This window comes from Paenibacillus sp. EZ-K15 (assembly GCF_002573715.1).
GTDB lineage: Bacteria > Bacillota > Bacilli > Paenibacillales > Paenibacillaceae > Paenibacillus_AQ.
The window spans coordinates 658,644-672,315 of sequence record NZ_PDHM01000017.1; the positions used below are offsets into that span (position 1 = coordinate 658,644).

The 13,672-nt window shown below is 48.4% G+C and carries 15 protein-coding genes and 1 riboswitch; of the genes, 4 read left to right on the plus strand and 11 right to left on the minus strand.

Annotation, left to right across the window (positions count from 1 at the left end):
* Positions 1–119: 119 nt before the first annotated feature.
* The 7 genes from CRG97_RS19585 to CRG97_RS19615 all read right to left on the minus strand — a co-directional run bounded on the left by CRG97_RS19585 (position 120) and on the right by CRG97_RS19615 (position 7,949).
* A complete protein-coding gene (locus CRG97_RS19585) occupies positions 120–1,541 on the minus strand; it encodes a sucrose-specific PTS transporter subunit IIBC (protein WP_098746427.1) in 1,422 nt (473 codons plus the stop codon).
* Entirely contained in the window at positions 1,538–3,043 is a 1,506-nt protein-coding gene (locus tag CRG97_RS19590; protein WP_098746429.1) for a glycoside hydrolase family 32 protein, read from the minus strand. The genes CRG97_RS19585 and CRG97_RS19590 overlap by 4 nt, the downstream gene beginning before the upstream one ends.
* Positions 3,044–3,224: 181 nt before the next feature.
* Positions 3,225–4,217, minus strand: coding sequence for a LacI family DNA-binding transcriptional regulator (locus tag CRG97_RS19595; RefSeq protein WP_098746431.1), 993 nt, complete (start codon positions 4,215–4,217; stop codon positions 3,225–3,227).
* A 298-nt stretch (positions 4,218–4,515) separates the two neighbouring features.
* On the minus strand, positions 4,516–5,364 hold the full coding sequence (locus tag CRG97_RS19600) for a bifunctional 5,10-methylenetetrahydrofolate dehydrogenase/5,10-methenyltetrahydrofolate cyclohydrolase (RefSeq protein WP_098746722.1): 849 nt from the start codon (positions 5,362–5,364) through the stop codon (positions 4,516–4,518).
* Positions 5,365–5,429: 65 nt separating this feature from the next.
* Positions 5,430–5,509, minus strand: a riboswitch (ZMP/ZTP riboswitch).
* A gap of 108 nt (positions 5,510–5,617) precedes the next feature.
* The gene (locus CRG97_RS19605; protein WP_076321967.1) at positions 5,618–5,869 is read right to left on the minus strand and encodes a YolD-like family protein; all 252 of its coding nucleotides are present in this window, start codon (positions 5,867–5,869) and stop codon (positions 5,618–5,620) included.
* A 355-nt stretch (positions 5,870–6,224) separates the two neighbouring features.
* A complete protein-coding gene (locus CRG97_RS19610) occupies positions 6,225–7,433 on the minus strand; it encodes a GTP-binding protein (RefSeq protein WP_098746433.1) in 1,209 nt (402 codons plus the stop codon).
* 237 nt (positions 7,434–7,670) lie between these two features.
* Positions 7,671–7,949 carry a hypothetical protein gene (locus tag CRG97_RS19615; protein WP_098746435.1) on the minus strand — a complete coding sequence of 93 codons (279 nt, stop codon included), beginning with the start codon at positions 7,947–7,949 and terminating at the stop codon, positions 7,671–7,673.
* Positions 7,950–8,159: 210 nt separating this feature from the next.
* Between CRG97_RS19615 and CRG97_RS19620 the strand changes: the two genes are divergently transcribed.
* From CRG97_RS19620 to CRG97_RS19630, 3 genes are read left to right on the plus strand one after another with little or no spacing between them, the layout of a single operon-like run.
* Positions 8,160–8,498 carry a DUF1801 domain-containing protein gene (locus tag CRG97_RS19620; protein WP_098746437.1) on the plus strand — a complete coding sequence of 113 codons (339 nt, stop codon included), beginning with the start codon at positions 8,160–8,162 and terminating at the stop codon, positions 8,496–8,498.
* Positions 8,499–8,522: 24 nt separating this feature from the next.
* Positions 8,523–8,840, plus strand: coding sequence for an ArsR/SmtB family transcription factor (locus CRG97_RS19625; protein ID WP_098746439.1), 318 nt, complete (start codon positions 8,523–8,525; stop codon positions 8,838–8,840).
* Positions 8,841–8,873: 33 nt separating this feature from the next.
* The gene (locus CRG97_RS19630; RefSeq protein WP_098746441.1) at positions 8,874–9,380 is read left to right on the plus strand and encodes an SRPBCC family protein; all 507 of its coding nucleotides are present in this window, start codon (positions 8,874–8,876) and stop codon (positions 9,378–9,380) included.
* A 297-nt stretch (positions 9,381–9,677) separates the two neighbouring features.
* Here the strand turns inward: CRG97_RS19630 and CRG97_RS19635 are convergent, their stop codons facing one another.
* From CRG97_RS19635 to hxlA, 3 genes are all read right to left on the minus strand, one after another.
* Complete coding sequence (locus tag CRG97_RS19635) at positions 9,678–10,094, minus strand: winged helix-turn-helix transcriptional regulator (RefSeq protein WP_098746443.1); 417 nt, start codon at positions 10,092–10,094, stop codon at positions 9,678–9,680.
* Between the two features lie 83 nt (positions 10,095–10,177).
* Positions 10,178–10,741, minus strand: a complete 564-nt coding sequence (gene hxlB, locus CRG97_RS19640) for a 6-phospho-3-hexuloisomerase (RefSeq protein WP_098746444.1) — start codon at positions 10,739–10,741, stop codon at positions 10,178–10,180.
* Positions 10,742–10,747: 6 nt separating this feature from the next.
* Complete coding sequence (hxlA, locus tag CRG97_RS19645; protein WP_098746446.1) at positions 10,748–11,380, minus strand: 3-hexulose-6-phosphate synthase; 633 nt, start codon at positions 11,378–11,380, stop codon at positions 10,748–10,750.
* 393 nt (positions 11,381–11,773) lie between these two features.
* On the opposite strand from hxlA, the gene CRG97_RS19650 reads away from it, so the two are divergent.
* Positions 11,774–12,319, plus strand: a complete 546-nt coding sequence (locus CRG97_RS19650; protein ID WP_098746448.1) for an AAA family ATPase — start codon at positions 11,774–11,776, stop codon at positions 12,317–12,319.
* Between the two features lie 223 nt (positions 12,320–12,542).
* Here the strand turns inward: CRG97_RS19650 and CRG97_RS19655 are convergent, their stop codons facing one another.
* Positions 12,543–13,559 carry an ABC transporter substrate-binding protein gene (locus CRG97_RS19655; RefSeq protein WP_098746725.1) on the minus strand — a complete coding sequence of 339 codons (1,017 nt, stop codon included), beginning with the start codon at positions 13,557–13,559 and terminating at the stop codon, positions 12,543–12,545.
* Positions 13,560–13,672 lie beyond the last annotated feature (113 nt).

The window sequence follows — 13,672 nt, forward strand, 5'->3', positions numbered from 1 at the left end:
AAGCATTTCAGAGCAAGCCACAATTTCAGCAAGGTCGGATCCGGCGCTTCCCGACAATGCATAAAAACCGCGCCGGAGCGCGGTTTTCACGATATCAAAAATCGAAAAAATAAAAATAATTATTTCGCTTCCGAGCGAACCTCATCGAGCATTTTATCATTGAATCCGAACAACCAAGTCAGTACAAACGTTATAGCCATCGCTGTTAAGTTGCACAAAATGTAAAGTGGAAGCTGACTGTTCAAGTATAGGAGCGTACCGGGTATAACGGTAATCGCCATACCCGTAGCCTCAAGCTGGAAGAGGGAAGCCATGAAACCGCCCACGCCACCGCCGATCAGGGCGATAACGAACGGTCTGACGTAACGGAGGTTGACCCCGAAGATCGCCGGCTCCGATATTCCCAGCATGGCCGAGAATGCGGATGGCAGGGATAACGCCTTTAGTTTCTTGTTTCTTGTCTTGAGACCAACAGCCAGACAAGCTGCCCCCTGCGCTGCCATGGCGCTAGTCACGATTGCATTAAACGGATTGCTTCCCGTCTTCTCAAGAAGCTGAATTTCAAGGAAGTTGAAAATATGATGCACGCCGGTGACTACAATGATCTGGTTGAAGAAACCGATCACAAGACCCGCAATGCCAAACGGCAGCTCCAGCAAGAAGGTGGTCACGTTCATGACTACCTCTTCCAGAGAGTGGAACACGGGCCCAATTGCGAACAGACCAAGGATGATCATAACGAGCAGGGTTAAAAATGGCGTAACGATCAAATCAATCGCTTCAGGAATACGCTTTCTCAAAAATCTCTCGAATTTCGCGCCCAGCAGTCCGATGAAGAAGGCTGGCAGGACCGAACCCTGATATCCGACAACCGGAATGAAATCGAAGAGCATGAGCGCTTCGGCCGAACCGTTCGCCACGCTATATGCGTTGGGAAGAGCCGGGTTAACCAGCATCAAACCCAGCACGATACCAAGCACGGGGCTCCCTCCGAACACCCGGAATGCGGACCATGCCACCAATGCCGGCAAGAAAGCAAAAGCCGTATCCGTTAGTACCTGGGTGAAAAGCAGAAAATTAGGCGAAATATCGTCGGGCGTCGCTCCAAACCATGCGAGGACGGTTTCTTGCGTCAATAATCCCCGTAATCCCATGAACAAACCTGTGGCGACTAATATCGGGATAATCGGTACAAAGACGTCACCGAACGTGCGAATCGCCCGCTGAAACGGATTTCCTGATTTTTTCGCCTCGGATTTCAACTCATCCTTGCTTGTGCTCTCCAGCCCAAGCGATTCTACCGCTTCAAAAATCTGATTAACGGTTCCCGTCCCAAAAATAATCTGATATTGGCCGGAGTTGAAAAAAGCGCCTTTGACCTTATCGATATTCTCGACCTTCTTCTGGTCAATCTTCTTCTGATCGTGAACCATAATTCGGAGTCTCGTAGCACAGTGGGCAAAGGAAGCGATGTTCTCCCTGCCACCGATGGCTTCCACTACCTGCTTTGCAATTTTCCGATTATCCGCTGCCATGTTCATTCATCCCCTTCTATATCTTTTACGGCTTGGGCAAGATCCCACTTCGTGACCTTCAAGCCGGCGCTGCCGTTTTTTGCGAAAAATCGAATATGGCGGCTGTCCTGCTTTGGAAATATCCGACTCGTAAACACCTCTTCGCCATCATTGACGAACACTTCTGCCGAAGAAATATCCACAAAGAGATGGAATTTGATTGAGTTTACTTTGGCATGCAGCATACAGGTACGTGTCGTTCCGTAATCACTCACAATCGTTGCACCCGATGATGAGCGATCCAGCGTAATCTTTTGCCTGACGGCTTCATACCGGATGACGGTCCGCTCCGTTTCGCCGGCTCGAAATTCAATGCCAACAACGTCCGCTTCGATCGAGTGGAACTCGCATATCATCTCGAATACGGTTCCCTCAACCCCTGCATAACTCTTCACTTCGCTGTAAAGCGTATCCGCTGCTTCCATAGCTGTCGTCTCACGAAGAAGTTCCAACTCGGAGACGGGCTGCTGAATCAGCTTACCCTCACGGAACGAGAGCGTACGCGGAAGCGTCAAACAATGCGCCCAGCCATGCGAGTCGGTTGGATAAACGACCTCAGGCAAACCCATCCAGCCTACCATGATGCGCCGGTCTTTCTCATCCACCATGGTCTGTGGTGCGTAGAAATCAAAACCTCTGTCCAGCTCGTAAAAGGAGCCGTGTTCAAACTCCAGCTTCTCCCGATCCAGCGGCTTGCCCGCGATGTAGCCGGATTGGTAAACGTTCCGGAATTCGTCGCCTTGCGGACTCAGCCCCTGCGGCGAAAACAGCAGCACGCCCCGTCCTTCCAGTTCAAAATAATCGGGGCATTCCCACATATAGCCGAAATGTTCAAGACGGGTCTGGATTTCCCCTTTGCATGACCAATCCAGCAAATCCGGTGATTCATACACGACAGCCGTTCCTGTTTGATCGTCCCTTTGGGCGCCGATGACGAACCGGAACAGGTCTTCGTCTTTCCATACCTTCGGATCCCGGAAATGCTCGGTATATCCATCCGGCACACGGTCAATCAGCGGCTTATCGAACTTCGCGATGGTGCCAAAACGGTCCATCACGGCCATGCATTGATAAGAATGCCTGTTCCATTCCTCATCCCGGGCATTCCCGGTATACATCAGATACAGTTTGTCGTCTTTCACGATTCCGCTTCCCGAATAGGCGCCATATGCATCATGCGAGTGCCCGGGCTCAATGGCGATGCCTTTGTTTTGCCAGTGCACCAAGTCCGTGGAGGAGGTATGGTACCAGTATTTCAGGCCGTGAAACGTGCCCAGAGGAAACCATTGATAAAACAAGTGGTATTCCCCGTTATAATAAGAAAATCCGTTGGGGTCATTCAGCAAGCCCATGATGGGCTGTACGTGAAACCTCTGCCTCCATTCGCTTCGTTTCGCTTGCTCCTTCAAGGAGTCAATCTCTTCGGGAGAGGCCTGATCCAGGCGTCGGTATCTTCGTTCTCTGTCCATGTCTCTTCTCCTTGTAAATAGGCTTTCTCAAAAAAACAAACTGATCATGCCATGCGTGAACATCAGCCTAACCCATTTGTAGCGGAACCGGTTCCAATCAGAGGTAAAAATAATGAACTCAGCTCCAATACCAAGCAAAAGCAGTATTGGAACCGGTTCCGTTTTTTTCAGTATAAAATACCTAATTTAGATTGTCAACGCTTTCCCGATGAATCATATCGCAATTCATGACCGTCAGGAAATCCACAGACTCGTCATTGACCAGCTTTATGATATGCTGAGCTGCGAGGTGGCCCGCTTGGGAATATCCATATTTAATCGTTGTCAATCCGGGATGAATCACCTCGGTTACGTCGTATCCGCCAAATCCGGTAACCGAGAGTTCGTTAGGAATTTGAATGCCCTTCATATGAGCCGCTTTCATAACGCCTAACGCGATATTGTCGGTAGCGCAGACCACGGCAGTTGGCAGCGTTCGGTTCAACTCAAAAATGGACAATGCGGTCTTCACACCATCCGACATCTTAAATCCACTCTCGTAGAGAACCGCTTCGACCTCGTCATACTCGCTTAACGCCTTCAGAAACCCTTCCTTCCGCTGAACTCCGACAGCAACGTCTTTTTCCGTCACACCGATATAGGCTATATGACGGTGTCCCTTGGACAGCACATATCTCCCCATGTCATAACCTGCGGCATAGTCGTTATATATCATGCTGTGGACATCCTTATGCTGTTGTCCAAGCAGGATGACGGGGATACTGATCTCTTTAATCGCGGCAAGATGGGTTTCCGTCACCTGCGTGGCGAACAGAATAATGCCTGATATTTTTTGCCTGGCAAGATCATACAGCGCTTCAATCTCCCTGGATAAGTCCTGGCTTGCATTGATAATGAGAAGCTGATAACCGTGTTTCCTTAATTCTTCATCCATGCCGGCAACGGTCTGCGATGCCGAGAATGAATCCAGACGCGGCACAATGGTGCCGATCATGCTGGTTTTTTTCGCTTTCAAGCTCTGTGCAAACGAATTCGGAATATAACCGGTTTCCTGAATGACCAGCTCGATCTTTTGGCGTGTTGCATTACTGACGGAACCTCCGTTTAAGAAACGGGAGACCGTGCTTTTGGCAACTCCGGCTTTTTTGGCAATATCTGCAATCGTGTTCTTCATTCGGTGCTCCCGGGAGCCGCTTGCGGCGCTGCAACGAACAGTTTATCGTCCACAGCTCCTTGTTGGGCAGCACAATTGGTAATGTAGAGTTTGTCCATGAAAACTCTCCCCTTCGATTTCGCTTTTTCCTAACTATACCATGACGTCCAAGGATCCGTGAAATGCGGGCTCCAAGCCTATCATTGCCTAGGCCATATCTCTTCCATATTCCAGACTCTTACATGAAATGAAGCGATTCGAAGGGGATTGTTCATGGGCGCCCCCCTTAATTCATATGCAAATGGTCTATGGCTTTCCCTTAGGCTTGCACGGTCCGCTCGGCCGATTCGACGGTGTGCTTCAGCAATGTAGCAATCGTAACAGGTCCTACACCGGCAGGTACCGGCGTAATCGCAGATGCCACCTTCGCGCAGGCTTCATAATCACAGTCCCCGATATTTCCTTTATTGTAGCCGGCATCCAATACGACAGCACCCTGCTTAATCCAATCCCCTTGAATGAAATTAGGCTTGCCGACAGCCGCAACTACGATATCTCCCTGGGACACAATCTCCCCGAGGTTCTTCGTTCTCGAGTGGCAGATCGTAACGGTAGCGTTGCGGTTGAGCAGCATCATCGAGACCGGCTTGCCCAGAATCGGACTTCGTCCGACCACCACGGCATGCTTCCCTTCGATCGGCAGATCATAATAATCCATAATCGCAATAATCGCGGCAGGCGTGCAAGACGGGTAATCGGCAAAACCAAACGCATTTTGCGAGAACCCGAGCGTGGTGACTCCATCCACGTCTTTTTCAATGTCAATGGCATCAAAAGCCGCCCGTTCATCGATTTGATGCGGTACCGGATGCTGCAGCAGAATACCGTGGACATTCGGATCCTCGTTCAGCTCCTGGATCGCGGCGATCAGCTCCTCGGTCGTTGTCGATGTCTCCAGTACCACTTTCTTAGATATGATGCCAAGCCGCTCGCATGCATTTCCCTTCATCCGCACATAGGTCGCCGATGCAGGATCATCTCCAACCAGAATCGTTGCCAGACAAGGCGTTACCCCCTGCTGCTTCAATTCCTGTACCTTTACGGTCAGCTTGGCCTTGATATCGTCGGATACCTTTTTTCCATCTAAAATTACGGGTTCCTTACTCATGCTAATCCGCTCCTTCGCCATTGTATTAAAAAACATAAAGAGGCAAGGCGACTGATCGTCTCCTTACCTCTTGCCCAGGCGTACGGCATATGATCCTATGTGCTCCCTCTTGGTGCCCCAAGCTACGCCAGTAACACATAGATAACTTTTTTTAATATACCACGACTTTGGACATCGCGCTACCGGGTATGAAGCCGGCCGCTTTAAATCGCAATCTCTTTGATTCATTTGCGGGAAGCACATATGATTCTGATTAGTCTCTCGGATAATTCACTTCCATAATGTCCATAAAAGGAACCTTCGTAATAACGCCATTCTGTTTCATATGTACCTTCCCTGTTCGGGAGTCCATTTGATCGATTTGCCCGCGGACCGCCTCTTCCCTTCCCCAGACCGTCAGCACGATAACCGATTCCTCCTGGTAAGCTTCCGTAAGCTGATTTCCGAGCTCTTCCAGTACAAACTCATCTCTAGTGGGTCTCTTTGGAACCTTTGCTTTTGCCATAACCTTGTCCTCCTGATTGATGTTGCTCATGCGTCAGCATTACATTCTGAAATACGATAAAGCTATCATCGAAACATGAATTGGGAATCTTCTTCCTATTCTTCTTATTATACAACAAATACAAAGCAGGCGCTCTGGACTTGATAGGTATGAGTTCTTGACAGATCCATTATAGAACAAAGTATTCGTATATGAACTATCCATGGCAAAAATCCCCTTTAAGTAAACTGTAGCGCTCTTCTTCAGCACTGTCTACGCAAAGGGGATTATATTCTAGAAAACCAGTAAAGCCACTCAAGTGGCTCCTTACTTATTCGTAATTATTACGATTAACTTTTAAAAAAAAAATATAACCTTATAGCGATATCTCTTCGATGGCCATCCATGGCAGCGGATTGTTAAAGGTCGACCAATCCAGCTGCATTTCCTGATCGGTCAACAGACAATCGTCCAGCTCCCGCTCGATCTGTGACTGTTCCATCCTTATCCCGATCATCACGAGCTCGGTCATCCGATCTCCCCAGATGCCGTCCCATTTTCGCTGCACATCTGGCTCACTCTGAATCAGCTCCTGCTGCTCCTGCTCGGTTAAAGCTGCCACCCAGTATCCTGCTGGCCCGAACTGAATCGAAGGTCCCGCCTGACTTAAACTTGCCGCAACGTCCTCACGTACAGCCAACCAAGCGATCCCTTTCGCGCGTACGACCTCTTCCGGCCAATAACTCAAAAATTCTGCCAGCCGCTCTGGATGAAACGGTCTTCTTCTCCGATAAACAAAAGAGCTGATGCCGTATTCATCCGTCTCCGGCACATGCTCTTCCTTCTGAAGCTCCTGAATCCAGCCGGGGGACTGACTGGCTTTTTCAAAATCGAATAAACCGGTATTCATAATTTCCGCAGGAGAGACTTGTCCTTTCATAGTGCGTATGATTTTGGCGCTTGGCTGAAGCTTACGTAGGATGCCTTCCACCTTGGCCAACTCGTCTTCGCTTACCAAATCGCATTTATTCAATAGGAGTACATCACACATTTCAATCTGGTCAATCAACAGATCCACGACTTCCCGCGTATCCTCTTCGCCCAGCGCTTCCTTCCGATCGAGCAGGCTTTGGCCCGAAGAGAAGTCTTTCCAGAATCGGTTCGCGTCCACCACCGTCACCATGCAATCCAGACGGGCGAGATCGGACAACTGTACGCCGGACACCCCATCCGGATAGACAAAGGTCTGCGCAACGGGCACAGGCTCGCTGATTCCCGTCGATTCGATCAGTATGTAATCAAAACGGTTCTCTTGAGCCAGCTTCTGAACTTCCTGCACCAAATCTTCCCGTAGCGTGCAGCAGATGCAGCCATTGGACATTTCGACCAGCTTCTCATCCGTTCGGGACAGGCTTCCTTCCCCTCGAACCAAATCCGCATCAATATTCACTTCGCTCATGTCGTTCACGATGACCGCTACCTTCAATCCTTCGCGATTATGAAGCACATGATTCAGGACCGTCGTTTTGCCTGAACCGAGGTAGCCGCTAAGTACAGTAACCGGAATTCTATTGTTGTTATTCATCTAATGAACTTCCTCCATTTCTTAATCGTAATTATTACGATTTATATGGTATGATGTTATATCTCCGCACTTCAATTGTCAATCCTTCGGTTCAAAAAATGATCCGGCAAGCAAAATAAACCTCCGGCACTTAAGTACCGGAGGTTTATTTCATCACTATTTTCAACCTTTATCTTGGCTGCCCATTTTCTTATGGTCAAGTGTCACTAATCGTTTGTATACATACTATGAATTATCTCAAGACGAAAAGGAGAAATTCGATGAATCAACAAAACTATAACCTTCAAGAAACTCAACAAAGAGAACCTCAACCTTATCATCATGGTCATGGTCATGGTCACGGTCATGAGCATCACCCCCATTTTCATCCATATAGTTATCCATCAGGCCATCATATGATCCATCATCATCACCATCACCACTATCACCATCACTACCAAATGAGGAGAGAAGACGATCAATAATAATAATAATAATTGATAATGAAAAACGTAAGGCGAGAAGATTTACGGTCACAGTCGTATGTCGCTTTCATACGGCCGTGCGCGGCATTCTCGCCTTTTTCTATGCTTACATAGTCCTACGGCAAAACTATCATGTGGTGCTCAACAGACGTTTAAACGTGCAGGCAAGATTCATTTCTTAATATTCCCTTACAGGAATATTCTCATCATGGTATATTATAATCAATCGTTGGTTAATCTTTACAAATAAGGAGGATACGATATGAGCCAGGAAGTAATTTCGTTCATCGAAAACCTTAGTTTGCCTTGGCAAGTAGACGTCAGCAAAAAGCTTCGACACATGGTCCAAGAAGCAATTCCGGAAGTAGAAGAACGAATTCAGTACAAAAAGCCACATTTTCTAAAGAACGGACAGTATGCAGCTGTAATTTCACCATCAAAAGATGCAATCGCCTTTATGATCATGAACACAACAAATTTAGAAGTCCCCCAAAATTTCGATGGTCCACCCGAACGAAAATGGCTTAAAATTCGAAAAGATGATACTCCAGATTTTGAACTGTTAGCCCAACTATTAGTTCAAGCATCAAGTTCGTTGTAATAACAAGATCGGGGGTAAGGTCATATGAAACAGACAACGTTGAACGCACTAGCCGAACCTAACCGATTGCAGATTGTCGAACTATTACGAGACGGTCCCTTAACTGTCGGTCAGATTGCTGATCGTCTTAAAATCCGGCAACCGCAGACTTCCAAACATTTAAAGTTATTGCATGAAGCAGGAATGGTAGAAGTTCATGCGGAGGCTAATCGACGAATATATAGACTACGACCTGAACCGCTTCAAGAGATGGACGAATGGTTGGAATCGTTCCGCGGTATTTGGGAAAAGCGCTTAGATCAACTTGAGCATTATTTGGAAAAATTACAAAAGAAAGGGTAGCAGCCGCTCCCCTTCTTATTAGGAGGAATTCAAATGTCCGAGCAAAGCAAACAAGGCTTACTTCTGTCACGTGTTTTCAATGCCCCCAGGGAACTGGTTTTTAAAGTTTGGACCGACCCTGAACACTTCGGCAAATGGTGGGGGCCTCAAGGGTTTTCCTTAGAAGTTATCAAAATGGATGTACGTCCTGGAGGCATGTTCCTAGGTTGTCAGAAGTCTCCGGACGGCAGCCAAGCCATGTGGGGTAAATTTGTATATCAGGAAGTTATCGTTCCTGAGAAACTGGTATTCGTTCAATCATTCTCAGATGAGGAAGGTAACACGATACGTGCACCTTTTAACGCAAACTGGCCGCTTGAAATAATGAATATCATCACGCTTGAAGAAATCGACGGAAAAACTACGCTTACCATGCAGGGAGGCCCTGTAAACGCGACTCCAGAAGAACTAGCAGCGTTTGATGAAATGGCTCCAATGGTGAAACAAGGATTTGGCGGTACTTTTGATCAACTCGCTGAATACCTCGAAAGCCAGCAATAATTACATTGGATTAAGGAAGCTCAAACCAGCGGAGGCGAACCAACAGGTTCGCCTTTTTATTCTTCAGAGCTCAGCATCATCGCGCTCGACTCCCTCCTTCAAGGGGGGGGGGGGCGATGCTTGCATTGCTCTAAGCCATCTGACAACGAATCGTTCTGTCACTCGGACCCTGCCGAAAAAACGACAAGTTTCCTTGTAAAAGCAACCCGGGAATGTATGAATCCGCTGATTACAGCTCGATGCATTTGTGACGATCGCGTTGCCCATACATTCATAACCATTGTTCAAAAAAAATTACTACTTCTGTGCGACTGCTTGCTCCTTTGCCTGTTCATCGTCTTTATTCTCAGGCAACTCGCCGTCTTTCCAGATGACCTGTTCGCCGTAATCTTTTCCCCAATCGTACATCAACTTCAAAATCGGCATTAAGCTCTCCCCGTAAGGCGTGAGCGAATATTCGACTCGTGGCGGAACCTCGGGATAAACCACGCGATGAACGAGCTGATCTTCCTCCAATTCACGGAGCTGGTTGGTCAGCATTTTTTGCGTGATATGAGGAATCATTCGATTCAGCTCGCCGAAGCGTTTAACCCCCTCTAAGCCAAGATGCCATAGGATGATCAGCTTCCATTTGCCGCCGATGACCGCCAGGGTTAACTCCTTATGGCAGTTTATTTCCTTCAGATTGATTCGCTGCTTGACTTCACTTGCCATAATGCATCACCCCTTCTTCCCTACAGTATACAACGGTCGCGGTTATATCATCAAAACGGCAACTTTACCCAGACCTTGGCTTCTTATTCCAAATTGGCATGTAGCCCGAACATATTTTCCGAGTGAACTTCCTTCATCTCCATCAATCTCAAGATGACGGCATCCAAAACGATCAGCATCGTTTGTTCAAATAAAGAGGCCATCGGTTGAACGGTGACAAGGGATCCTTGATGCTGATCCTTCGTTGTGCCCGGTAGTCGAACGATCGCATCCGAAAGCTTACCGATACGTGATTCGGGGTTCACGGTTACCACCGCTACGGCAGAGCCTATATCCTTGGCCTTCTGTGCCATAGACACCAAGCTCTGCGTTTCGCCGGAGCCTGAACCGATAAGTAGTAAATCCCGCGCGCCGATGGCTGGAGTTACCGTATCGCCCACGACATGAACATTATACCCCATCTGCATTAATCGCATGGCAAAAGCTCGGATCATCAGACCGGATCTGCCTCCCCCTGCCAAGAAGACGGCATCGGATTGCACGATCCGTTCAATCAATTCCTCGATCTGGCCAGCATCCACCTGCTGTACGGATTCCGATAACTCCTTGGCAATGACGGATGCATGTTGAAAGATGTTATGACTCATGGTGACTTATGCCTGCTTCACAAGCTCGTTCATTTGAGCCGCTGTGGCCTTCTTGTCGGTTTGGCTTGTAATTCCGCCGCCGACGATGACGAGATCGGGATTTGCCTGAATCACCTCAGGGAGCGTCTCCATTTTGATTCCGCCCGCAACGGCAGTTTTGGCTTGTTTCACGACACGTTTGATCGCTGCCAATTCCTCGAATGAGTTTTTGCCTTCCGCCTGGTGGTCGTAGCCGGAATGAACGCAGATGTAATCCACGCCGAAAGCATCGATCTCCCGCGCCCTGCCTTCAATGTCCTTTACATTGATCATATCCACCATCACTTGCTTGCCTTGCTTGAGGGCTTCCGCTACCGCGCCTTTGATCGTGGAATCGTCGGATACGCCAAGCACCGTAATGATATCCGCACCGGCTTCAGATGCTTTCATCACTTCATAACCGCCCGCATCCATAATTTTAAGGTCGGCCAGCACGCGCAGATGCGGGAACGCCTCTTTAATCGCTTTGACGGCATGAAGCCCTTCGTTAATAACAACGGGCGTTCCGATCTCCACGATATCGATAAACTCGGCTACTTCAGCCACCACTTGTTTTGCTTCTGGAATATTCACCAAATCCAATGCCAATTGAAGTTCCATATTGTTAATCTCTCCTTATGAACGTATTGTTTAATGACTACACGATCATTGTAGAGCGACAGTTTACTTTACGGAAGTACGTACTTATAAGTGAGATACTTACGTGGAAGTAAGTAATATGGAGACAAAGGGTTAGTGGCTTCATTTTTTTCTGTTAAGCATGCTGTCTCAATGCGGCTGGTAAAAAACAATTAAGCCTGTTTGTTCACTTTCGACTCACATCCGGCTGTGGTTTAATATAATTGTCAGGCCGGACAAAATGATCGGAAAGGAGGCTGAACGAATTGATTCAGAATATGGAGGTGGCATCCGCATAAAGCGGGTGTCACGTTTAAGGGAGCCCGTTATAGGGCTCCCTTTCATTTACAATCCGATAGAATTGGAGGTAATGTTATGTCACATTCATGTGAACCAGCCGTTATAATTGTCACTGGCGTCATGGCTTCCGGTAAATCGACGGTAGCCCAGCTGCTAGCGGAGAAATTTGAACGCGGAGTCCATTTGCGGGGGGACTCGTTTCGGAAAATGATAGTCAGGGGCAGAGAAGAAATGCTTCCGGATGCTTCCCTTGAGGCGGAGAGGCAACTCGCATTACGGTATCAGCTATCCGCCTCCGCTGCCAGAACCTATGCTGAAGCCGGTTTTCATGTCATTCTGCAGGACGTCATTCTCGGCCCGGCACTGCAAGATATCACAGCAATGCTAAATGGCCTTCCCGTCTTCATCGTTGTGCTAAACCCATCCGAGAATGCCATTAGCGAACGAGAGCAGATACGTGACAAAAAAGGCTACGGGGTATGGACCATCCACGAGCTGAACCGGCGGTTAGCCGACGAAACGCCAAGAATTGGCCTGTGGCTGGATACCTCCGATTTTTCTCCTGAGGACACCGCCCAAGAGATTTGGAAGCGGATTTGGGATGAGGGGAAAGTCCGTTAACATATACTCGGTAGCATTCATGACGAGACTTCCTGGTAAAAAACAATTAAGCCTGTTTATTCACTTCTGTCCCGCCACCGGCTATGGTTAAATATAGTTGTCCGGCTGGACCAAATGATCGGAAAGGAGGCTGAACGAGTTGATTCAGAATATGGAGGTGGCATCTGCATAAGCGGATGCCACGTTAAGGGGAGCCCCGTATAGGGCTCCCCTTCATTTCATATTACTCGTAAATCACGGCTTTGATCTCGTCGCTATCGATATTGTTTTTGTCGTACCAGTAGAATCCCGTATCGATCTGCGGTTCGACCTTCTCCCCTTTGATGGCCGCCACGGCGGCTTTTACCGTCTCATATCCGATGCCGACCGGATTTTGCGTGATGGCTCCCGCCATTGTTCCGTTCTTGATAGCGTCAATCTGCGCTTTTCCGGAATCGAATCCAACCACGATAATCTGACCTTCCTTCTTCATCTCCGTTACCGCATTGATGACACCGACGGCGGAGCCTTCATTCGCCCCGAATATCCCTTTTAAGTCCGGATGTGCCTGCATCATTGCTTTGGCCAGGTCCGTCGATTTCAGATGATCCCCGCCTCCATATTGAATGTCAACGATCTCGATGTTCGGATACTTCTCTTCGATCTGCTTCTTAAAACCGTCGCGGCGGCTAACCCCGGTTACGCTGGTCTGGTCATGGACCACCATCGCGATTTTACCTTCATTCCCGATGAGCTCCGCCATTTTATCCGCCGCAAGCGCGGATGCAGCCATATTGTCCGTCGATGCCGTCGTTACCGGAATGTCGCTTTCCACGCCCGAATCGAAGGCGATGACCGGAATGTTGTTTTCCTGGGCTTTTTTCAGATAAGGAATGGAGGCCTGGCTATCCAGTGCAGCAAAACCGATCGCGCTTGGCTTCTTATCGAGTGCAGCCTGCAGCATTTCGATCTGCTTATCCACCTGGGATTCCGTCTCTGGTCCTTCAAAGGTAATCTTTACGCCAAGCTCTTCCCCTGCCTGCTCGGCACCGGTTTTCACCGCCTGCCAGAACTGGTGCTGAAAGCCTTTGGAAATGATCGGAATGTAGATTTCCCCTTCGGCTGCAGAGCCGGAACCTGAACCTGATCCCCCCTCGCTTGGGCTGTCGGTTCCGGCAGCGTTGTTGCCCGATGAACCGCAAGCCGCCAGCATACTTGCAGTCAACATGAGAATCAGAGCCAATACAGAAAGCCTTTTCATAATCGCAATCTCCCCTTGTTTATCAAAATAGTACATCTATAGAACTTCCATCCAAGGAAGCTTCTATCCAGCTAATATACGGCTAACTCCAAAATCTACCGGGTTAGGTACCT